We start from the raw sequence: 20804 nt of genomic DNA on the forward strand, positions 1-20804 counted from the left end.
GCTCATCCGACGACGAGGTTGACGATCTTGCCAGGCACGACGACGACCTTCTTCACCGCCTGCCCGTCGATGAACTTCAGCACGTTCGGCTCGGCCAGCGCCAGCGCCTCGATGGCCGCCCTGTCGGCGCCGGCCGGCACCTCGATGGTGCCGCGCAGCTTGCCGTTCACCTGCACGGCCAGGGTCAGGGAGTCGCGCACCAGCGCCGCCGGGTCCACCTGCGGGAACGGCAGGGTCTCGAGCACCGTCTCCGGGTGGCCGAGCCGCTGCCACAGGGCGTGGCTGGTGTGCGGCGTGATGGGGTTGAGCAGCAGGGTCACCGCCTCGAAGGCCTCCTGCCGGAGCGCACGGGCGGCGTCAGTGGCCTCGTCGTACTTCGAGAGCGCGTTGAGCAGCTCCATCACGGCGGCGATCGCAGTATTGAAGCTGTAGCGGCGGCCGTAGTCGTCGGTCACCTTCTGGATGGTCTCGTGCAGCTGCCGGCGCAGGGCCTTGCCGGCGGGCGACAGGGCCGCGGCATCCAGCCCGGAACGCGGCAGGGCCGCCACCGGCCCGCCCTCGGCATGCTTCTGCACCTGGTTCCAGAGGCGGCGCAGGAAGCGCGCCATGCCCTCCACGCCAGACTCGTTCCAGTCCAGCGACTGCTCCGGCGGCGCGGCGAACATCGAGAACAGGCGCACGGTGTCGGCGCCGTAGCGGTCCACCATCACCTGCGGATCGACGCCGTTGTTCTTCGACTTCGACATCTTCTCGGTGCCGCCGATGTGCACCGGCTGGCCGTCGGCGCGCAGCCTGGCGGCCACCACGCGGCCGCGCTCGTCGCGCTCCACCTCGACATCGGCGGGGTTGAACCAGGTCTTCGAGCCGTCGGCCTCCTCGCGGTAGAAGGTCTCGGCCACCACCATGCCCTGGCAGAGGAGGTTGACCGCCGGCTCGTCGCTGTCCACATAGCCGGCATCGCGCAGCAGCTTGTGGAAGAAGCGGAAGTACATGAGGTGCATCACCGCATGCTCGATGCCGCCGATGTACTGGTCGACCGGCAGCCAGTACTTGGCGCGATCGTCGAGCATGTCATTGGCGCCAGGGCAGCAGTAGCGCGCGTAGTACCAGCTCGATTCCATGAAGGTATCGAAGGTGTCGGTCTCGCGCTCGAAGCGCTGGCCGGTGGCAGGATCGACGTATTCGCGCCAGGCCGGATCCTGCTTGATCGGCGAGGCCACGCCCTCGAAGCGCACGTCCTCCGGCAGCACCACCGGCAGCTGCTCCTCCGGTACCGGGTGCGCCCTGCCCTCGGCGTCGTACAGCATCGGGATCGGGCAGCCCCAGTAGCGCTGGCGGGAGACCCCCCAGTCGCGCAGGCGGTAGTTCACCCGCCGGACGGCCCTGTCGCCCAGCAGCTCGGCGGCCTTCTCGAAGGCCGCCTTGTGGTCGAGGCCGTCCATCGGCCCGGAGTTCACCGTGCGCAGGCCCGGCGCGGCCTTGTCGCCATACCAGTCCTGCCAGCGGGCGGGATCGTAGGTCTCGCCCTCGACGGCGATCACCTGCCGGATCGGCAGGCCGTACTTGCTGGCGAACTCGAAGTCGCGCTCGTCGTGGCCGGGCACGGCCATCACCGCGCCGGTGCCATAGCCCATCAGCACGAAGTTGGCCACCCAGACCGGCAGGCGCTCGCCGCTGAGCGGGTGCCGGGCGAACAGGCCGGTGGCGACGCCACGCTTCTCCTGGGTCTCCAGCTCGGCCTCGGAAACTCCGCCGCGCCGGCATTCGGCAACGAAGGCGGCGACCTCGGGATCCAGCGCCGCGGCCTTTGCCGCCAGCGGATGCTCGGCGGCCACGGCGAGGTAGGTCACGCCCATCAGGGTGTCGGGGCGGGTGGTGAACACCCGCAGCGGTTCTTCCGCGCCCTCGACGGCGAAGCTGATCTCCAGCCCCTCCGAGCGGCCGATCCAGTTGCGCTGCATGGTCTTCACCGATTCCGGCCAGCCCGGCAGGCGGTCGAGGCCGTCCAGCAGCTCCTGCGCGTAGTCGGTGATCTTGAGGAACCACTGCGGGATCTCGCGCTTCTCCACGAGGGCGCCGGAGCGCCAGCCGCGGCCGTCCACCACCTGCTCGTTGGCCAGCACGGTCTGGTCCACCGGGTCCCAGTTCACCACGCTGTTCTTGCGGTAGACGAGGCCCTTGGCATAGAGCCGGGTGAAGAACTGCTGCTCCCAGCGGTAGTACTCGGGGCGGCAGGTGGTGACCTCGCGCGACCAGTCGTAGGCATAGCCCAGCGCCTTGAGCTGGGCGCGCATGCGCTCGATGTTGGCGTAGGTCCACTTCGCCGGCGCGGTGTGGTTCTTGATCGCGGCATTCTCGGCCGGCAGGCCGAAGGCATCCCAGCCCATCGGCTGCAGCACGTTGAAGCCCTGCATGCGCTTGAAGCGGCTGATCACATCGCCGATGGTGTAGTTGCGCACATGGCCCATGTGCAGCGCGCCCGAGGGATAGGGCAGCATGCACAGCGCGTAGTACTTCGGCCGCGTGGGGTCCTCGACCACCTCGAAGGCCCGGGTGCGCTCCCAGCAGGCCTGGGCGGCGGCCTCGATGGCCTTGGGATTGAAGGAGCTGTCGGTGCTGGCGGTGTCGGGCTGGCTGGGGGCGTGCATGGGCGTGAGCAGGATTTCGGCCCGGCGCGGCGGGCGCCGGAAAGCCGCTAAGCGTACCGCAAGCCGCCGGCGCCCCTCCCGCTGGCCTTCACTGGCCGCCTGAGGGCGGCGTGGCTACAGTCGGCGCTCCTGACGGGAACGGAGCCCCACGATGCCCCCTGCCCTGCGTGCCCTGGCCGCCACCGGCCTGCTCGCCACCGCCGCGCCGGCCCTGGCCGGCACCACCGTCCTACACTGCGGCGACCTGTTCGATGCCGCCCGTGCCCGCCTCGCCGGGCCGAGCAGCGTGCTCATCGAAGGCGACCGGGTGAAGGAAGTGCGGCCGGGCCGGGTGGAACTGCCCGGAGCCACCACCATCGACCTTTCCGGCCATACCTGCTCGCCGGGCTGGATCGACCTGCACGTGCACGTGGGCAGCGAGTCGAACCCCGACAGCTACTCGGAAGGCTTCCGCCTCGACGATGTCGATCTTGCCCTGCGTGCCACCCGCTACGTGCGCCGCACCCTGGAGGCGGGCTTCACCACCGTGCGCGACCTCGGCGGCACCCTGGCCCCGCACCTGCGCGACGCCATCAATGCCGGCACCCTTCCCGGCCCGCGCATCTATGCGGCCGGCAAATCCATCGCCACTACCGGCGGCCACGCCGACCCCACCAACGGCCTGAACCGCCGCTTCGCCACCCTGGCAGGCCCGCCCGGCCCGACGGAGGGCGTGATCAACGGCGTCGACCAGGCCCGGCAGGCGGTGCGCCAGCGCTACAAGGAAGGCTCGGACACCATCAAGATCACCGCCACCGGCGGGGTGCTGAGCTACGCCCGCAGCGCCGACGCGCCGCAGTTCACCCTCGAGGAGATCCGCGCCATCGTCGAGACGGCGCGCGACTACGGCTACACCGTGGCCGCCCACGCCCACGGCGACGAGGGCATGCGCCGCGCCATCCTCGGCGGCGTCACCAGCATCGAGCATGGCACCTTCATGAGCGAGGCCACGATGCGGCTGATGAAGGAGCGCGGCACCTGGTACGTGCCGACCATCAGCGCCGGCCGCTTCGTCGGCGAGAAGGCCGAGGTGGAAGGCTATTTCCCCGCCATCGTCCGCCCCAAGGCCCGGGCGGTGGGCGTGCAGATCATGGATACCTTCGCCCGCGCCTACCGCATGGGCGTGCCGATCGCCTTCGGCACCGATGCCGGCGTCGGCCCGCATGGCGAGAACGCCCGCGAGTTCGAGTACATGGTGGAGGCCGGCATGCCCCCGGCCGAAGCCCTGCAGACGGCCACGGTGAACGCCGCCAGGGTGCTGGGGGCGGCCGACCTGGGCCAGCTCGCTCCGGGCTTCCGCGCCGACGTGGTGGCCGTGCCGGGCAATCCGCTGGACGACATCTCCGCCACCCGCCGGGTAGCGTTCGTGATGAAGGACGGGGTGGTGGTGAAGGCCCCCGGGGTCGCCGCAGGCTTGTAAAGCCGCCGCGCCGCCTCCATCTCGCGCCCGTCCCGATCCCGAGGGGCCGCCATCCGGCGGCCCCGTCCTGCCGGAGCCCCGCATGATCTCGCTCGACCCCCGTTCGCCCGCCGCTGCCGCGCCCGCCGGCGCCCACGTCTTCGATGCCAGCCTCGAGGGCTTTGAGCAGGAGGTGCTGCTGAAGTCGCGCGAGGTGCCGGTGCTGGTCGACTTCTGGGCCAGTTGGTGCGGCCCCTGCAAGGCGCTGGGGCCGATCCTCGAGAAGCTGGCCGCCGAGTACCGCGGCGCCTTCCTGCTCGCCAAGGTGGACGTGGACAAGGAGCAGCAGCTCGCCGCCTACTTCCAGATCCGCTCGGTGCCCACGGTGATGCTGCTCAAGGGCGGGCAGATCGTGGATGGCTTCCCCGGCGCCCTGCCCGAGGCGCAGCTGCGCCAGTTCCTCAGCCGCCACGGCATCGAACCTGCCGCCGCAGAAGCCGGTGCCGGCCCCGAGGCGACACCCGCCGATCCGGAAGCCGAGGTCATCCGCCTGCGCCAGGCGGTGGCTGCCAAGCCCGAAGACGAGGCGCTCAAGCTCGATCTGGTGCTGGCGCTGCTGAAAGTGGGGGCCGCCGCCGAGGCCGAGGCCCTGCTGGAGGCCCTGCCCGCCAATCTCGCCACCGACGAACGCGCGGTGAAGGCCCGGGCCCGGCTCGGCTTCGCCGCCCTGCTGAAGGAGGCCCCGCCGGCCGCCGTGCTGGAGCAGGCCCTGACCGCCGACCCGAACGACCTCCGGGCCCGCCATCTGCTGGGGGCGCGGAAGCTGGTGGAAGGCGATGCCGAAGGGGCGCTGGAGCAGTTCCTCGAGATGCTGCGGCGCGACCGCGGCTTCGAGGACGGCCTGCCGAAGAAGGCCCTGATCGACGCCTTCCGGGTGGTCGAGGACGAGGACCTGGTGGGCACCTACCGGCGCCGGATGGCCTCGCTGCTGTTCTGAGGCCCCGGGCCCGGGGCGGCGGCCCACTGCCCCCGCACGGGCGCCGCACGCCACCCATACGGCATGGTATGGTCTTTCCATGTCGCCCCGTCTGCTCCGCCACGTCTTCAACCTCTGGCCGCCCTTCCTGTTCTCCGGCATCCACGTCACCCGGCTGGAGGCCGACTGGCGCGGCGCGGAGGTGGAACTGCGCCTGCGCCCCTGGAACCGCAACTACGTCGGCACCCACTTCGGCGGCTCGCTGTTCGCCATGACCGACCCGTTCTGGATGATCCTGGTGATGCGTTCGCTGGGCCCCGATTACCTCGTCTGGGACCGGGCCGCCGAGATCGAGTTCGTGAAGCCGGGGCGCGGCACGGTGCGCTGCCGCTTCCAGCTCGAGGAGGCCCTGCTCGCCGACCTGCGGGAGGCCGCGGCCGGCGGTGGGCGGGTGCTGCGCTGGCTGGACTGCCCGGTGCTGGACGCCGAGGGCGAGCTGGTGGCCCGGGTACGCAAGCAGCTCTACGTGCGCCTGAAGCCGCGGGCCCGCCCCGGGGCCGCGGCCGGCGGGCCGGACCGGACGGCCCGGGCGGCCTGACCCCCGCCGCTGGACACTGCCCCGCCGACGCGAGAAGCTGCCCTCCCGAGCCGCCCAGCCCCCACGCCCACGCGCCGCCATGGCCATCCTTCGATTCACGCCGTCGCCCGACGAGGAGATGTCGCCGGAGGAACTCTCGGCCTTCCTGACCTCGATGATGCCGGACATCCCCGGCTACCGGGTGATGCGCCGCATCGGCAAGGGCGGCATGAGCTACGTCTACCTTGCGGTGCAGGAATCGCTCGACCGCCAGGTGGCGATCAAGATCACCGCGCCGGAGATCCTGCGCGACGAGATCAGCAAGCAGCGCTTCGAGCAGGAGGCGCGCACCATCGCCAAGCTCGAGCACCCCTGCATCGTCGGCATCTACGAGGTGGGGCGCTCGCCGCAGGGCCTGATGTACTACGTCATGCCCTACCTGTCGAAAGGCCACCTCGGCCAGCGCGACCTGCGCCACGACGAGGGCCGCATCATCGACGTGCTGCGCTCGCTGCTCTCGGCCCTCGGCTACGCCCACACCCGCGGCATCGTGCACCGCGACGTGAAGGCCGAGAACGTGCTGTTCGACAACGCCGACCGCCCGGTGCTGGCCGATTTCGGCATCGCCCTGCCCTTCCGCAGCTCCACCCGCATCACCAACACCGGCTTCGCCGTGGGCAGCGCCGCCTACATGGCGCCGGAACAGGCCCGTGGCGACGTGGTGGACGGCCGCGCCGACCTCTACTCGGTGGGCGTGCTGGCCTACGAGATGCTCACCGGCCACCTGCCTTTCCAGGCCAACGACGCCCTGGCCCTGGCGGTGATGCACGCCCACGACCCGATCCCGCCGCTGCCGGCCAACCGCCGCCACTGGCAGCCCTTCATCTCGGTGGCGATGGCGAAGGTGCGCGAGCAGCGCTTCCGCAATGCCGAGCAGATGCTCAATGCGCTGGACGAGCTCGAGCGCAAGCTGCGCCCCGGCGCCGTACCGCCGCCGGCAGCCCCGCTGCCGCCGGCGGCCGAGGCCGAGGCGCCGACACCGCTCGGCATCGAGGCCAGCCGCCGCGGATGGCCGCGCCTGCCCTGGCCCTGGCTGGGCGCGGGGGCGGCCGGCCTGCTGCTGGCCGCGGGCCTCGGCTGGTGGCTGAGCCGCCCGCCCGCGCCACCGGAGTTCTTCGGCGTCGAGCCCGCGGCCGAACGCCCCCCCATCCCCGATCCGATCGGCGCCGTGGCCGTGGCGGCCGGCACCGCGCCTGCCACGGGCGCGGCCCCCGAGGGCGACGCGCCGGCGAGCCCGGCCAGTCCTGCCGCGCCGGTCGCGACGGCAGAGCCCGAGCCCGCGCCGCCGGTGGCCGGCCCGGGCGAGGGCTTCCTCACCCGCGCCCTGCCCTACGACCCGCGGGTACCGGCGGCCCGCGAACTCGCCGCGGCGCAACGGCAGATCGCCCGCCTGCGCCTGAGCACGCCGGCCGGCGACAACGCCGCAGAATCGCTGCTTGCGGCCCGGGCCATCGCCCCGCGCGATCCAGCCCTGCCGGCGCTGGAAACCCGCCTCGTCGAGGCCTTCGGCAGCCAGTTCGGCAAGGCCCTGGAAAGCGGAGACGGCGCCAATGCCACTGCCCTGTGGCAGCGCCTGCGGCGCTTCGTCGAACAGGCCGGCATCGCCGACAACCCGGCCTGGACGGCCCTGCTCGCCGAGCGCGAGGCTGCCGTGCGCCAGCAGCTTGCCGAAGCCGCGCAGCGCCGCGATGCCCGCCTGCTGCGCCGGGCGAACGAGGAGATCGCGGCCTATGGCCTCGATGCCGCGCGCTTCGAGACCGAGGTGCAGGCCGCACGCCTTGCCCTGCTGCCGCGCCCGGGAACACGGCTCGAGGCCCGGGGGCCGGCCATGCGCCTGCTGGTGGCGCCCACCGAGGGCAGGCCGGGCCTCGCCGCCATGGAGACCCCGGTGACCCGCGCCGAGTACGAGGCCTTCGTCCAGGCCACCGGGCGGCCGGTCTCGCGCTGCCGTGGCGGCTTCCTCGAACGCCGCACCTGGCAGTCCCCGGGCTATGCCCAGAGCCCCCGCGATCCGGTGGTCTGCGTGACCCACGACGATGCCCTGGCCTACGCCGCCTGGCGCGGCCAGCGCGAGGGCCAGCGCTACCGCCTGCCCAGCGCCGCGGAATGGCCCCTGCTGGCGCAGGGCGCGGTGGCCGACTGCGCCTCGGCGCGCCTCGCCTGCGACCGCCGCGAGGGCACGGTGCCGGTGGGCGGCGGCAAGGCCACGCCGATGGGCCTGAGCGACATCGGCGGCAACACGCGCGAATGGCTGGCGGGCGGGGCCCAGGCCGGCGGGGCCGGCTGGCGCACCCCGCCGGCGCAGGCGAGGCCGGCCGCGGTGCAGGCCGTGCAGGACCCGCGCGGCGCCGACGACCTCGGCTTCCGGCTGGTGCGCGACGTGGCGCTCGGCGACCTGCTCGGCGAGCCCGCCGCCCGCGCCCGCTGACCGTTCGCCCGCCTTCGCATCCGCCTGCCATGGCAGGACGCTAGGATCGCGGCATGCGCAATCTCCGCACCTGGTTCCTCACCGGCCTGCTCACCCTGCTGCCGCTCTGGCTGGCCTGGCTGGTGGTGAGCTTCCTCTTCGGCCTGCTCGCCGACCTCTCCCGGCCCTGGGTGGGGCCGCTGCTCATCGGCCTGTCCCGGCTCAGCCCCGAGCTGTTCGGCTGGCTGCTCAACCCCTGGGTGCTGCCGGTGGTGGCGCTGGTGGGCACGCTCGCCGTGATCATCGGCGTCGGCGCCCTTACCCGGCGCGTGGTCGGCCAGACCCTGCTCGGCTTCGTCGAGGGCCTGATCGCCCGCGTGCCGCTGGTGAACGTGGTCTATTCCTCGGCGCGCAAGCTGCTCGACCTGCTGCAGCATCCGCCGGGCGGCAAGGGCCAGCGGGTGGTGCTGATCGACTTCCCCAACCGCGACATGAAGGCGGTGGGCTTCGTCACCCGCCTGCTGCGCGAGGAAGGCAGCGGCCGCGAGCTGGCCGCGGTGTACGTGCCCACCACCCCCAACCCCACCTCGGGCTACCTCGAGATCGTGCCGGTGGACCGGCTCACGCCCACCGACTGGAGCTTCGACGAAGCCATGGCCTTCATCATCTCCGGCGGCGCCGTGGCGCCCGAGGCCATCCCCTTCGAACGTCCGCGGGAATGAACCCGGAGGCCCGCGGCCGCCGCACGCCCCGCCGCCGCGACGATGCCGGCATCACCGGCCTGCCGCGGCCGCGCATGCTGCGCATCGACCGCGGCTTCGTGGTCGGGCTGCTGCTGGTGGGGCTCGGCTTCCTCTGGCTGAAAGGCGGCGCGCCGCCGGGCTTCCCCGGCGAACCCGATCTCGCCGGCTACCGCGGCGCGCCGCTGCTGGTGGTGTATGGCGCGCCCTGGTGCCGCGACTGCGAGGCGGAGTGGCGGCGCCTCGAGGCCGCCCTGCCCGAGGGACTGGCGGTGGTGCACCTCGTCACCAGCACCGAGGCCGGTTACGGCCACCCCGCCACGGCGGAAACTGCCGCGGCCTGGGCGGCCAGGCTCGGCGTGCCGCCGGGGCAGGTGCTGCCCGCCGGCCTCACGACGATGCCGCTGCCGGCCCTGTCGCTGCGCGATGGAAGCGGCCGCGAGCGCCTGCGGCTCTCGGGCCGCGCCGACCTCGAACGCCTGCGTGCCGAGTGGCGGCGCCTCGCGCCGCCCCCCGCCAGCGCCGGGGAGCTGGGCCTCAACGCGCCTGCGCCGCCTCGAAGCGGCGGCTGACGGCATTCCAGTCCACCACCTGCCACCAGGCGCCGATGTAGTCGCCGCGGCGGTTCTGGTAGCGCAGGTAGTAGGCATGCTCCCAGACATCGAGGCCGAGGATCGGCGTGCCGCGCACCTCGGCCACGTCCATCAGCGGGTTGTCCTGGTTCGGCGTGGAGGTGATGGCGAGGCTGCCGTCCTCGCGCCGCACCAGCCAGGCCCAGCCGGAGCCGAAGCGGGAGGCCGCGGCCTGCGAGAACTGCTGCTGCATGGCCTCCTGCGAGCCGAAGGCGGCCTCGATGGCCTTGCGCAGGGCCGGCGAGGGCTCGCCGCCCTGGCCCGCCGGGGCCATCACGGTCCAGAACAGGCTGTGGTTGTAGTGGCTGCCGAGGTTGTTGCGCACCGCCGGCGGCAGGGTGGAGATGCGGGCGAGCAGGGGCTCGATCTCGCCCCCGCGCAGCTCCGGCAGCTCGGCGGCGAGCTGGTTGAGCGTGGCCACCGCGCCGCCATGGTGACGCTGGTGGTGCAGGCGCATGGTCTCGGCATCGATCGCCGCCTCCAGCGCGTCCTCGGCGTAGGGCAGCGGCGGCAGGCGGTAGGGCCCCTCGGCCGCCGCGACAAGCCCGGACAGCACGAGGCAGGCCGCGGCCAGCAGGGGGCGGTGCCAGCGGGCACGGGGCGGGGCGATGGGAGCGGTGGCGGTGGGCAGCGAGGACATCGGCGGGCTCCTGTCGAAAGGCAGGCGCGTATCCTCGCACTTCGACCGTGGAGGAGGCATGCCGATGTGGTGGAAGCGCGCCCTGTTCTGGAGCCCGATGCCGCGGACTTGCGAAGGCGCGGTGGCATCATAGGCCGATGGACCTCGCCCACCACCACTTCCACGCCGCGTCCGTGCCCGAGGGCACCACGCTCGTCCTCGACCGTCCCGACGACTGGCACCTGCACCTGCGCGATGGCGAGCAGCTCGCCGCCGTGCTGCCGCACACCGCGGCGCAGTTCGGCCGCGCCATCGTCATGCCGAACCTGAAGCCGCCGGTCACCAGCACCGCGCTGGCCGCCGCCTACCGCAGGCGCATCCTCGAGGCCCGCCCCGAGGGCACCGGCTTCGAGCCGCTGATGACGCTCTACCTCACCGACAATACCCCGGCCGCCGAGATCCGCGAAGCGAAGGCGAGCGGCTTCGTGCATGCGGTGAAGCTCTATCCCGCCGGGGCGACCACCAACTCCGATTCCGGCGTCACCGACCTCAGGCATGCCTACAAGGCACTCGAGGCGATGCAGGAGACGGGCATGGTGCTCGCCATCCATGGCGAGGTGACCGACCGCGACATCGATGTGTTCGACCGCGAGAAAGCCTTCATCGAGCAGAAGCTGATCCCGCTGCGGCGCGATTTCCCGGCCCTGCGGGTGGTCTTCGAGCACATCACCACCCAGGACGCCGCCGACTACGTGCGCGAGGCCGAGGGCGACATCGCCGCCACCCTCACCGCGCACCACCTGCTCTACAACCGCAACGCGCTCTTCCAGGGCGGCATCCGGCCGCACTACTACTGCCTGCCGGTGCTGAAGCGCGAGCCCCACCGCCAGGCCCTGATCGCCGCCGCCACCTCGGGCAATCCGCGCTTCTTCCTCGGCACCGACTCGGCCCCGCACGCCAGGGGCGACAAGGAATCGGACTGCGGCTGCGCGGGCTGCTACACCGCCCTGCACGCGCTCGAGCTCTACGCCACCGCCTTCGAGGCCGCCGGCGCCCTGGACCGGCTGGAAGGGTTTGCCAGCCACTTCGGCGCCGATTTCTACCGCCTGCCGCGCAACACCGGCCGGGTGCGGCTGCGCAAGGAGGCCTGGACCCTGCCCTCCGACCTGCCTTACGGCGAACGGCGCATCGTGCCGCTCGGGGCCGGCGAGCGGCTGGGCTGGCGCTTCCTCGGCCCGGCCTGATCCCCTTCCCGACCCCCGACGCGGAACACCCCCCATGCCCGCCGATGCCAGCCACCTGCCCCTGCCCTTCCGCCAGCTCAAGCTGCGGCCGAAGACCCTGCTGCAGGTGGGACGCGAAGGCGACCCGGCCACGCCCAGTGAATGGCAGTTCTGTGCCGCCATCGAGGGCAAGGGCCTGATGCTGGCGCCGCTGCCCGGCGCCCGCATGCCGGCCCTGCCCCCGGGTGCCGGGCTGCAGGTGCAGGGCTTCACCGGGCAGTACGACTTCCACTTCCAGACCACGGCGCTCGGCACCTTCGAGGTGCCCTTCGCCTATACCCTGCTCGCCTGGCCCGGGGAGGTCAGGGGCCGCCTGGTGCGCCAGGCCCTGCGCGTGCGCACCCTGCTGCCGGCCCAGCTCTCCGCCCTGCCGGGCGGCGGCGAGCCGCGCGCCGCCGCGGTGCTCGACCTCAGCCTGACCGGCGCCCTGGTGGAGACGCCCGCGCCGGTGGGAGCGCTCGGCGAGTCCCTGCGCATCAGCTTCGTGGTCGAGGTCGAGGGCGAGCCCTCGCAGATCACCACCGAGGCGCGGATCTGCCACCACCGCGCCATGGAAGGCCCGAGCCGGGAGCGTCTGGGCCTGAGCTTCCGGGCCCTGCCGCGGCAGGAGCGGCTGGCGCTCGCGGCCTACCTGCACGGGCTGGCAGCGTCGCTCGACGCCTGAGGTCGTTCAGACCTCCACCACGTCGCCGGGACGGGCCAGCGCCACGCGGGCTCCGAAACGCTGGCGCAGGGCCTCGGCCATCGGCCGCCGTGCCTCGTCCTCGCCGTGCACCAGCCACACCGGCGGATGGCCGGGGATGCGCCCGTACCAGTCCAGCAGTCCGGGCTGGTCGGCATGGGCGGAAAGCCCGCCGATGGTATGGCGGCGCGCCCGCACCGCCACCTCGCTGCCGAGGATGCGCACGTAGCCGGCCCCGTCGACCAGGCGGCGGCCGAGGGTGCCGCGCGACTGGTAGCCGACGAAGACCACGTGGTTGCGTTCGACGGGCAGGCGCTGGCGCAGGTGGTGGCGCACCCGGCCGCCGTTGGCCATGCCGGAGCCGGCGATGATGATGGCACCGCGGTCGATGCGGTTGATGGCCATCGACTCCTCCACCGACACCGCGAAATGCAGGTTGGGCAGGCGGAGCGGGTGGGAGCGCTCGGCCCAGAGCCGCTTCGCCTCGGCATCGAACAGATCGGTGTGGCGCTCGTAGACCTCAGTGACCTTCGAGGCCATCGGGCTGTCGAGGAAGATCTGCCAGCGCCCGAGGCCCCAGTCCTCGAAATGCTGGGCGAACCAGTACAGCAGTTCCTGGGTGCGGCCGACGGCGAAGGCCGGGATCACCACATTGCCGCGGCCCTCCCAGGCCTCGCGGAACAGGGCGCCGAGCTCCGCCACGGTGGCGGCGCGCTCGCGGTGGGCGCGGCCGCCGTAGGTGGATTCGAGCAGCACCAGGTCGGCCTGCGGCACCGGAACGGCATCACGCAGGATCGGGGTGCCGCGCGGCCCGAGATCGCCCGAGAACACCAGGCGCCGGGAGCCGGTGGCACCGGCCTCGGCCAGCGCCACCGAGGCCGAGCCGAGGATGTGGCCGGCATCGCGCAGCACCAGCTCGAGGCCCGGAAAGAGCGTGACCGGGCGATCGTATTCCAGGGGCCGCAACTGCTGCGCCACCCGCGCCACGTCGGCGAGGGTGTAGAGCGGCTCCAGGTCCTCGGCATCGAACTCGCGGCCCTCGGCGCGGCGCCGGCGGGCGCGCTCGGCATCGGCCTCGGCGAGCCTCGCCGAGTCCTCCAGCATCACCGGCAGCAGATCGGCCGTGGCGCGGTGGGTGTAGATCGGACCGCGGAACCCGCGCTTCACCAGCAGGGGCAGGCGCCCGCTGTGATCGATGTGGGCATGGCTCAGCACCACGGCATCGAGGCTGGCCGCATCAAAAGGAAAATCCTCGCGGTTGCGGGCCTCGTCCTCGCGGCTGCCCTGGCGCAGGCCGCAGTCCAGCAGCAGCCGCCGGCCGGCCGCCTCCACCTCGTGGAAGGAGCCGGTCACCTCGCCGGCGGCGCCGTGGAAGCGGACCTTCACCGCCTTGCCCTCAGCGGGCCGGGGGCGGGGCCTGCATCTCCTCGAGCAGGGCCGGGGCCGGAAACACGTTCTCCATCACCCAGAGCATGTAGCGCGAGTCCACGGCGATCATGCGGGTCATCTTCGGGTCGAACACCCAGTTCGAGCTCACCGACTCCCAATTGCCATCGAAGGCCAGGCCCACCAGCCGGCCGCGGGCATCGAGCACCGGCGAGCCGGAATTGCCGCCGGTGATGTCGAGGTCGGAGAGGAAGTTCACCGGCACGCTGCCAAGCGCACTGTCCTCACGACCTCGGTACTCCCGCTCGCGGATCAGGTCGAGCTGCACCTGGGGCGAATCGAAGGGCTCCTTGCCGGTGTGCTTGGCGGCGAGCCCCTCCAGCGTGGTGAACGGGGTGTAGGCCACGCCGTCGCGCGGCACGTAGCCGGTCACGTTGCCGAAGGTGATACGCAGGCTGAGGTTGGCATCCGGGTAGACATGCCCGCCCTGCGACTTGCGGTAGGCCTGTACGGCGGCGAGGAAGGCCGGGCGGTGCAGCAGGTTTTCGCCGGCACGCGCCTTGGCCTCGTCCTCCATTGCCATGAAGGTGGGATGCAGGGCCACTACCAGCTTCAGCAGCGGGTCCTCGCTGGCCTCGAGTGCCGCGCGGTCGGCGCCGAGCAGGGCGAGCCGGGCCTCGGTCGATTCCAGCGTGGTCGCGCCGTAGAGCGCCTCGAGCCCGGCGCGGATCGAAGCCTCGCTGCCATCGCCCACCAGGGCATCGAGGGCCGGCACGCGCTGGGCGGCCGGCAGCCTGGCGTATTCGCCGAGCCAGTAGGCCATCAGCTGCAGTTCCATGGCGCGGGCATAGCGGCGCTCGAGCTGGCGCTGGCCGCCTTCGATGGCCGGCAGGTCGCGCTGCTGGAAGCCCGGCGCGCGCTCCAGGTCGGGCTTGGCCTTCTCGATCGAGAGGCGGTAGAGCTGGCGCACGCTGGCCAGCAGGCCGGTGTTGCCGATCTGGCCGAACACCAGGTCGCGCTCGCGGGTGGCCCGGGCCTTGGCGGCAAGCTCCACCAGGGCCCGGTAGGAGGCCAGGGCGGCGCGGGCATCGAGGCCCTCGGCACCGCGGGCGCCGGCGCGCAGCCAGTCGACCACGGCCTGCTCCTCGGCGCGCTTGGCGGCCTCGGCGTCGATACGGGCGAAACCCTCCAGCTGGCCGTCCCAGTTCTTGGTGGCGTTGTTCCAGTTGCGCACCGTGGCGGCGTACTTCACCGCGATGTCGGGATCGGCGGCGCCGGCCTTCTCGACCAGGGCGATCATGGCCTTGAGGTGCCTGCCCACCACCGGGTACTGCCACTCGGCCACGTTACGGAACTCGTCGAGCAGGGCGTAACGGTTGGTGGTGCCGGGGTAGCCCGCCACCATCACGAAGTCGCCCTCGCGCAGCGGCGTATCGGCCAGCTTCAGCCAGTGCTTCGGACGGTAGGGCACGTTGTCCTTCGAGTAGGGCGCGGGCTTGCCGTCCGGGCCGACGTAGGCGCGGTAGAAGGTGAAATCGCCGGTGTGGCGCGGCCACATCCAGTTGTCGATGTCGCCGCCGTAGGCGCCGATGGCATCCGGCGGCGCGTAGGCGAGGCGCACGTCGCGGATCTCGAGCTGGCGGAACAGGCGGAAGGTCTGGCCGCCGAAGAAGGAGTACAGGGTGCAGCGGTAGCCCGGCTCGCTCTCGCATTCGGCGATCAGGGCCTTCTGCTTCGCCTCCACCGCCGCCTGCCGCGACAGGCCATCCTTGGCGCCGCGGATCACCGCCTGCATGTCGGCGGTCACGTCGGTGATGCGGTCCATCACGAACACCCGCGCATTGGGGCCGGCCGACAGTTCATCGGCGCGGCTGGCCGCGTTGAAGCCGAGGGTCATCAGGTTCTTCTCGGCGGTGGAATTGAGCTGGATGGCGCCGTAGGCGCAGTGGTGGTTGGTGGCCACCAGGCCCTCCGGCGAGACGAAGCTGGCGGTGCAGCCGCCCAGCGCCACCACCGCGCCCATCGGGTCGCCGGTGAGGTCGGCGAGCTGCTCCGGCGGGAGCTCCAGCCCGGCGGCCTTCAGCGGGCCGGCGATCTCCGGCAGCTGCTGGGGCACCCACATGCCCTCGCGGGCAAGGCTGGCGGTGGCAAGGAGCGAGGCCGCGACGGCGGCAGCGAGCGGGAGTCGGCGCATGGGCGGTTCCATGGGAGGGGCGGAGGAAAACGGCCCGAGTCTACCCCCGCCCGGGGGCCATCCCCCCTGCCGGAAGTCCCGGGACCGGCTTCACGCCGGCCCGCCTTCCGGGCGGCGGGCGGCATGCCTAGACTGGCCAGGACCCGACCGGAGCCACCGCCCCCGCATGGATACCCTGCAGGTTCTCGTCCTGCTCACGGCCCTGCAGGCGCTGGCGGCCTTCGCCATGGGTGGCATCGCCCTGGCGGTGGGCGGCGAACGCCTGGCCCTCACCAAGTCCCTGGTGGCGCTCGGCTTCGCCGCCCTCGGTGGCTACTTCGCCCTCTCGCTCGCCTCCTTCCTGCTTGCCGGGGCCGGGCCGCAGTGGGCCAATACCCGCACCCTCTCCAGCCTGCTCGCGCAGTTCTCGAACCTGCTGCATCTCGGCCTGCTCGGGCTGGCGCTGTGGATCGCCCGCCACCGCCAGCCCCTGCGCAAGCGCCTCGTCGTCGCCGTGGTCCTGGCCGCCCTGGCGGGCGCGCTCATCCTCACCCTGCCCGGCGCCTTCGACCTGCAGGCCGGGGCCCTGCGCAACCTGCTGCGCCTCGGGGTGCGCTCGCTCATCACCGCGCTGGCCTACGCCGCCATCGCCCTCGTGATCCTGCGCCACCGGCCGCCGGAAGGCCGCAGCCTCGGCTACTGGCTGGTGCTCTGCGCCTTCGGCCTGCTGGCCCTCTTCAATGCCGTCAATGCCAGCCTGTTCTTCGTGCCGGACTGGCTGCCACTGGCCCCCGAGGCCTCGGCCTGGCTGCAGCTCGGGCTGCTGCTCTCCCTGCTGCTGCTCGCTATCGCCATGCTGGTCTGGCTGCAGGAACGCACCCAGGCCGTGGTGGAGGCACGCACCATCACCGCCGAACGCATGGTGCACCTCGACGAAGCGAGCGGCCTTGCCAACCGCAATGGCCTGCTAAAGCGGATCGAGGACAGCACCGGCCCCAATACCCCCCTCACCCTGCTGGTGCTGCACGTGCAGCGCTTCGCCCTGCTGGAACGCACCCTCGGCCCGGCCTGGGCCCTGGAAGCCCTGCGCCGGCTCGGCGAGGCCCTGGGCCGGGGCCGGCCGCACCAGCTGCTCGGCGTGGCCCGGGTCGACAGCGACCGGCTGGCCGTGGCCATCGCCGCCGACGGCTCGCTGGCCGATGCCGACGTGCTGGCCCGGCGCCGCGAGGCCGAGAACACCGCACTCACCCTCGGCCATCCGGTGGCGGTGAGCTTCGGCTATGCCGTGCGCCAGCAGCGCGAGGCCGCCGCCACCCTGCTGGCCTCGGCCTGCCTCGCCCAGGAGAAGGCCGAGGCTTCGGGCATGCGCATGCTGCGCTTCGAGCCCGAGCAGGCCCGCTCCGACGCCGACGAGGTGGAGATCGTCGGGGCGCTCTACCGGGCCCTCGGCGAGGACCAGCTCTTCCTCGAATTCCAGGGCATCTTCGAGGCCGGCAGCGGGGAGCTCGACAGCGTCGAGGCCCTGATCCGCTGGCGCCACCCCAGCCAGGGCCTGCTGCCTCCGGGGCGCTTCCTGCCGGCGGCGGAACGCAACGGCCTGATGGGCGAGATCGACGCCTGGGTGCTCGACCGCGTCTGCCGCCGCCTGCGCGAACGCCGCGAGCAGGGCCTGCCGCTGGTGCCGGTGGCGATGAACCTCTCGGCAGGTTCGCTGCTGGACGCCGGGCTGGTGGCGGCGGTAGAGGCCCAGCTCCGGCGCAACGGCCTGCCGCCTTCGCTGCTGGAGCTGGAGATCACCGAATCGGCGGCCATGCTCGACCCCGGGCGGGCGAGCAGCGTGATCGATGCCCTGCGTGCGCTGGGCGTGCGGGTGGCGCTGGACGACCTCGGCACCGGCTATTCCTCGCTCTCGCACCTGCGCGACCTGCGCAGCGACCGGCTGAAGATCGACCGCAGCTTCATCGGCGATCCCAAGCCCTTCGGCCGCGCCATCGCCGCGGCCATCGCTGCCCTGGGCCGGTCGCTCGGCACCGATGTGGTGGCCGAGGGCGTGGAAACCCCCGAGCAGCTCGCCTTCTGCCGCGCTGCCGGCGTGCCCAAGCTGCAGGGCTGGCTGCTGCATCGCCCCTCGACGGAGTGGCCGCCGCTGCGCGTCGCCCTGCCCGGACAGGCGGCCGGCGGCGACGCCCCCCCGATATAATCCGCGGCATCCGGGCACCGTGCCCGAGGGAGCAGCGAGCCGATGGGCATGATGATGAAGGCGCTGGTGAAGCGCCACGCCGAGAAGGGCATCTGGATGGAGGAGGTGCCGGTGCCGCAGCCCGGGCCCAACGAGGTGCTGATCAAGCTCGAGAAAACCGCCATCTGCGGCACCGATCTGCACATCTACAAGTGGGACGAATGGAGCCAGCGCACCATCCGGCCCGGCCTCGTCATCGGCCACGAGTTCGTCGGCCGCATCGTCGAGCTCGGTCCCGGCGTCACCGGCTACAGGGTGGGCGAGCGCGTCTCGGCCGAGGGCCACATCGTCTGCGGTCACTGCCGCAACTGCCGCGCCGGCCGCCAGCACCTGTGCCCCAATACCGTGGGCATCGGCGTGAACCGCGACGGCGCCTTCGCCGAATACATCGCCATGCCGGCCGCCAATCTCTGGCCGATCCCGGACCAGATCCCGAGCGAGCTCGCCGCCTTCTTCGATCCCTACGGCAACGCCGCGCACTGCGCGCTGGAGTTCGACGTGGTGGGCGAGGACGTGCTGATCACCGGCGCCGGTCCGATCGGCATCATCGCCGCCGGCATCTGCAAGCACATCGGCGCGCGCAACGTGGTGGTCACCGATGTCAACGACTACCGGCTCAAGCTGGCCGCCGACATGGGCGCCACCCGGGTGGTGAACGTCGCCAACCAGAGCATCAGGGACGTGATGAAGGACCTCCACATGGAGGGTTTCGACGTCGGCCTCGAGATGAGCGGCAACCCGCGCGCCTTCAACGACATGCTCGAGTGCATGTACCACGGCGGCAAGATCGCCCTGCTCGGCATCCTGCCCAAGGGCACCGGCGTGGACTGGGACAGGATCATCTTCAAGGGCCTCACCCTGCACGGCATCTACGGCCGGCGCATGTACGAGACCTGGTACAAGATGACCCAGATGGTGCTCACCGGCTTCCCGTTGCAGAAGGTGCTCACCCACCAGATCCACATCGACGACTTCCAGAAGGGCTTCGACCTGATGGAGGCCGGCACCTGCGGCAAGGTGGTCTGCAGCTGGAACTAAAGTCCCGCGGCGGCCCTGCGCCGCCGCTTTCCCACCCCCGGAGGGCCTTGCGCATGTGCCCTGCTTCCACCGTCAGGATCACGGTCGACCCGGACATGGACGGCGAGAAGGCGATGGCGATCCGCGAGATGCTGCGCGACTACAACGCGCGCTTCATCGGCCGCCCGGCCTGGGTACCGCTGGTGCTCACCGCGCTCGACTGCGAGGAGGAACTGGTGGGCGGCCTGGTCGGCGAATACGGCCTGGGCTGGCTGCACATCACCATGCTCGCCGTCGCGCCGGAGCGCCGGCGCACCGGCATCGGCGCCCAACTCATCGAACAGGCCGAGCACTGGGCCCGGGCCCGCGGGGCGCTGGGGGTGAACCTGGAGACCATCGAGTTCCAGGCGCTCGGCTTCTACGAGCGCCTCGGTTACCGGAAGTTCGGGGAGCAAGTGGACAATCCTCCGGGGTACGTCCGCTACTACCTCGAAAAACGTCTCGACTGACGATGCCCTCTGCCCGCCGTTTCCCGCCCGCGGCCTGCGCCGCGGGCCTGCTCCTCGCCGCCTGCCTGTCCGCCGCCCTGCCCATCCCGGCAGGGGCGGCTCCCGGCTGCGCCAGCGACGAGGTCCCCGCCGCCGAGCTGGTGCCCCCGGCCCTGCTCGGCGGCGAGGATTTCCGGGTCGATCCCTGCGCCCGCCTCACCGGCCACATGGCGCGCTTCACCCTGCGCCCTGCCGGCCCCGGCGCCGGGGCGGTGGAGCCGCCGGCCATCGTGGTGGAGAGCATCGACCTTCTGGAACTGCGGGTGCTGGAGATGGAACTGCTGCGCCGGCTGCGTGCCATCGGCCGCGCCAGCGCCGCCGGGCAGGCGGCGATGGGCTCGCTGCAGCAGACCGGCAACGCCGTGGGCAGCGTAGTGAGCCGCCCGGTGGAGAGCGTGGTGGGCCTGCCGGCCGGCGCCCTGCGCTTCTTCGGCCGGCAGGTGGAACGCGCCGGCCGCCAGGTGGCCGATGCCGGCGAACGGGCCTGGGAACACTTCGACACCCCCCTGCCGCCAGAGACCCGGCTGCGCCCGGAGGTGGAGGAAACCCTGCCTGCCGAACCCGAGCCCTGGTGGCGCCGGGGCAGCGGCCTTGCCTTCCAGCTCGGCAAGCGCTGGCTGGGCTATACCGCGGCCCGCCGCGATCTGGCCCGCCGCCTCGGCACCGACCCCTACACCCGCAACCCCTGGCTGGATGCCGAGATGGACCGCCTGGCCTGGGCGGCCCTGGTGGGGCGGCGCGGCGCGGGCTTCGGCCTCGGGCAGATCGGCGGGGCCGCCGGCATCGCCCTGTCGGAGAGCGGCCGCATCCACCGTATGGTCTGGGAACAGCCACCCGAGGAAGTGCGGCGCTGGAACGCCCGGCGCCTGGCCCCGCTCGCCTGCTCTCCCGAGGCCCAGGACGAGTTCTTCGACAACGGCCGCTTCAGCCCCACCCTGCAGACCCAGGCCGTGGATGCCCTGATGGAACTGGTGCCGCAGGCCGGCTGCGATGCCTTCCTGCAGCTCGCGGCCGGCGTCGAGCGCGAGGCCGAGGCACGCTACGTGGTCGACCTGCTGCAGCTCCTGGTGGCCGCACGCCCGCGCTTCCCGGTGCGTTTCGAGCCGGTGGGCAGCGCGCTGGTGCTGCGCGATGGCGAGGAACGGCTGTTCCTCGCCCTGCCGGTGGACAGGCTGCAGTGGACGCCGATGACCCGGGACTTCTTCGCCCAGCCGGGCTTCGCCAGCGCCCCGGACAAGCGCGCCCTGATCGGCCGCGAGGCCAGCCCGGAGGCGCGGGCCGCCCTGCTGGCGGCGGGCTGGAGCGTGTTCGAGCACGCCATCGGGCCGGCGCGCGAAGCCAGCGCCGCTATCGCGGCGCAGCGCGGGGACGGCTGAGGG

General features: G+C 72.4%; 16 protein-coding genes. 12 read left to right on the forward strand and 4 right to left on the reverse strand.

The genetic code is table 11. The features are described 5' to 3' along the window. Nucleotides 1-2: 2 nt before the first annotated feature. Nucleotides 3-2648 carry a leucine--tRNA ligase gene (leuS, locus tag G408_RS0111975; protein ID WP_028771280.1) on the reverse strand — a complete coding sequence of 882 codons (2646 nt, stop codon included), beginning with the start codon at nucleotides 2646-2648 and terminating at the stop codon, nucleotides 3-5. Between the two features lie 151 nt (nucleotides 2649-2799). Between leuS and G408_RS0111980 the strand changes: the two genes are divergently transcribed. The 6 genes from G408_RS0111980 to G408_RS0112005 all read left to right on the forward strand — a co-directional run bounded on the left by G408_RS0111980 (nucleotide 2800) and on the right by G408_RS0112005 (nucleotide 9418). After that, nucleotides 2800-4107 (forward strand): metal-dependent hydrolase family protein, encoded by a 1308-nt coding sequence (locus G408_RS0111980; protein ID WP_028771281.1) that lies wholly within the window; start codon nucleotides 2800-2802, stop codon nucleotides 4105-4107. Nucleotides 4108-4189: 82 nt separating this feature from the next. Further along, on the forward strand, nucleotides 4190-5083 hold the full coding sequence (gene trxA, locus G408_RS0111985; RefSeq protein WP_051282956.1) for a thioredoxin: 894 nt from the start codon (nucleotides 4190-4192) through the stop codon (nucleotides 5081-5083). 79 nt (nucleotides 5084-5162) lie between these two features. Beyond that, nucleotides 5163-5660 (forward strand): DUF4442 domain-containing protein, encoded by a 498-nt coding sequence (locus G408_RS14585; RefSeq protein WP_037413105.1) that lies wholly within the window; start codon nucleotides 5163-5165, stop codon nucleotides 5658-5660. A gap of 79 nt (nucleotides 5661-5739) precedes the next feature. Beyond that, the gene (locus G408_RS14945) at nucleotides 5740-8127 is read left to right on the forward strand and encodes a bifunctional serine/threonine-protein kinase/formylglycine-generating enzyme family protein (protein ID WP_084628267.1); all 2388 of its coding nucleotides are present in this window, start codon (nucleotides 5740-5742) and stop codon (nucleotides 8125-8127) included. A 53-nt stretch (nucleotides 8128-8180) separates the two neighbouring features. Then, nucleotides 8181-8828, forward strand: coding sequence for a DUF502 domain-containing protein (locus G408_RS0112000; protein WP_028771284.1), 648 nt, complete (start codon nucleotides 8181-8183; stop codon nucleotides 8826-8828). Continuing rightward, the gene (locus G408_RS0112005) at nucleotides 8825-9418 is read left to right on the forward strand and encodes a TlpA family protein disulfide reductase (RefSeq protein ID WP_028771285.1); all 594 of its coding nucleotides are present in this window, start codon (nucleotides 8825-8827) and stop codon (nucleotides 9416-9418) included. Before G408_RS0112000 ends, G408_RS0112005 begins: the two co-directional genes overlap by 4 nt. Here G408_RS0112005 and G408_RS0112010 read toward each other — a convergent pair. Beyond that, nucleotides 9384-10118, reverse strand: a complete 735-nt coding sequence (locus G408_RS0112010; RefSeq protein WP_051282957.1) for a superoxide dismutase — start codon at nucleotides 10116-10118, stop codon at nucleotides 9384-9386. The genes G408_RS0112005 and G408_RS0112010 overlap by 35 nt on opposite strands. A gap of 137 nt (nucleotides 10119-10255) precedes the next feature. Between G408_RS0112010 and pyrC the strand changes: the two genes are divergently transcribed. Further along, on the forward strand, nucleotides 10256-11341 hold the full coding sequence (gene pyrC, locus G408_RS0112015) for a dihydroorotase (RefSeq protein ID WP_051282958.1): 1086 nt from the start codon (nucleotides 10256-10258) through the stop codon (nucleotides 11339-11341). Between the two features lie 34 nt (nucleotides 11342-11375). Further along, nucleotides 11376-12044 (forward strand): PilZ domain-containing protein, encoded by a 669-nt coding sequence (locus tag G408_RS0112020; protein WP_028771288.1) that lies wholly within the window; start codon nucleotides 11376-11378, stop codon nucleotides 12042-12044. A 6-nt stretch (nucleotides 12045-12050) separates the two neighbouring features. Here G408_RS0112020 and G408_RS0112025 read toward each other — a convergent pair whose 3' ends face one another. Together G408_RS0112025 and G408_RS0112030 are read right to left on the reverse strand one after the other, a co-directional pair. Next, nucleotides 12051-13448, reverse strand: coding sequence for an MBL fold metallo-hydrolase RNA specificity domain-containing protein (locus G408_RS0112025; protein ID WP_028771289.1), 1398 nt, complete (start codon nucleotides 13446-13448; stop codon nucleotides 12051-12053). Between the two features lie 10 nt (nucleotides 13449-13458). Beyond that, the gene (locus tag G408_RS0112030) at nucleotides 13459-15570 is read right to left on the reverse strand and encodes a S46 family peptidase (RefSeq protein ID WP_028771290.1); all 2112 of its coding nucleotides are present in this window, start codon (nucleotides 15568-15570) and stop codon (nucleotides 13459-13461) included. A 238-nt stretch (nucleotides 15571-15808) separates the two neighbouring features. On the opposite strand from G408_RS0112030, the gene G408_RS14950 reads away from it, so the two are divergent. From G408_RS14950 to G408_RS0112050, 4 genes are read left to right on the forward strand one after another with little or no spacing between them, the layout of a single operon-like run. After that, complete coding sequence (locus G408_RS14950; protein WP_051282959.1) at nucleotides 15809-17821, forward strand: GGDEF domain-containing phosphodiesterase; 2013 nt, start codon at nucleotides 15809-15811, stop codon at nucleotides 17819-17821. Between the two features lie 54 nt (nucleotides 17822-17875). Continuing rightward, a complete protein-coding gene (tdh, locus tag G408_RS0112040; RefSeq protein ID WP_037413192.1) occupies nucleotides 17876-18898 on the forward strand; it encodes an L-threonine 3-dehydrogenase in 1023 nt (340 codons plus the stop codon). A gap of 53 nt (nucleotides 18899-18951) precedes the next feature. Beyond that, entirely contained in the window at nucleotides 18952-19386 is a 435-nt protein-coding gene (locus tag G408_RS0112045) for a GNAT family N-acetyltransferase (RefSeq protein WP_037413106.1), read from the forward strand. 2 nt (nucleotides 19387-19388) lie between these two features. Beyond that, nucleotides 19389-20801 (forward strand): hypothetical protein, encoded by a 1413-nt coding sequence (locus G408_RS0112050; RefSeq protein ID WP_028771293.1) that lies wholly within the window; start codon nucleotides 19389-19391, stop codon nucleotides 20799-20801. Nucleotides 20802-20804: the final 3 nt, after the last annotated feature.

The sequence above is a fragment of the Silanimonas lenta DSM 16282 genome (genome assembly GCF_000429065.1).
Lineage (GTDB): Bacteria > Pseudomonadota > Gammaproteobacteria > Xanthomonadales > Xanthomonadaceae > Silanimonas > Silanimonas lenta.

Excerpts from the sequence above, each read along its gene's own strand:
- G408_RS0112020 (WP_028771288.1), top strand. The coding sequence starts at position 11,376 with ATGCCCGCCGATGCCAGCCACCTGCCCCTGCCCTTCCGCCAGCTCAAG.
- G408_RS14945 (WP_084628267.1), top strand. The coding sequence starts at position 5,740 with ATGGCCATCCTTCGATTCACGCCGTCGCCCGACGAGGAGATGTCGCCG.
- G408_RS0112030 (WP_028771290.1), bottom strand. The coding sequence starts at position 15,570 with ATGTGGGTGCCCCAGCAGCTGCCGGAGATCGCCGGCCCGCTGAAGGCC.
- G408_RS0112045 (WP_037413106.1), top strand. The coding sequence starts at position 18,952 with ATGTGCCCTGCTTCCACCGTCAGGATCACGGTCGACCCGGACATGGAC.
- G408_RS0112050 (WP_028771293.1), top strand. The coding sequence starts at position 19,389 with ATGCCCTCTGCCCGCCGTTTCCCGCCCGCGGCCTGCGCCGCGGGCCTG.
- pyrC (WP_051282958.1), top strand. The coding sequence starts at position 10,256 with ATGGACCTCGCCCACCACCACTTCCACGCCGCGTCCGTGCCCGAGGGC.
- G408_RS0112005 (WP_028771285.1), top strand. The coding sequence starts at position 8,825 with ATGAACCCGGAGGCCCGCGGCCGCCGCACGCCCCGCCGCCGCGACGAT.
- G408_RS0112010 (WP_051282957.1), bottom strand. The coding sequence starts at position 10,118 with ATGTCCTCGCTGCCCACCGCCACCGCTCCCATCGCCCCGCCCCGTGCC.
- trxA (WP_051282956.1), top strand. The coding sequence starts at position 4,190 with ATGATCTCGCTCGACCCCCGTTCGCCCGCCGCTGCCGCGCCCGCCGGC.
- G408_RS0111980 (WP_028771281.1), top strand. The coding sequence starts at position 2,800 with ATGCCCCCTGCCCTGCGTGCCCTGGCCGCCACCGGCCTGCTCGCCACC.
- G408_RS14585 (WP_037413105.1), top strand. The coding sequence starts at position 5,163 with ATGTCGCCCCGTCTGCTCCGCCACGTCTTCAACCTCTGGCCGCCCTTC.
- G408_RS14950 (WP_051282959.1), top strand. The coding sequence starts at position 15,809 with ATGGATACCCTGCAGGTTCTCGTCCTGCTCACGGCCCTGCAGGCGCTG.
- G408_RS0112000 (WP_028771284.1), top strand. The coding sequence starts at position 8,181 with ATGCGCAATCTCCGCACCTGGTTCCTCACCGGCCTGCTCACCCTGCTG.
- leuS (WP_028771280.1), bottom strand. The coding sequence starts at position 2,648 with ATGCACGCCCCCAGCCAGCCCGACACCGCCAGCACCGACAGCTCCTTC.
- tdh (WP_037413192.1), top strand. The coding sequence starts at position 17,876 with ATGAAGGCGCTGGTGAAGCGCCACGCCGAGAAGGGCATCTGGATGGAG.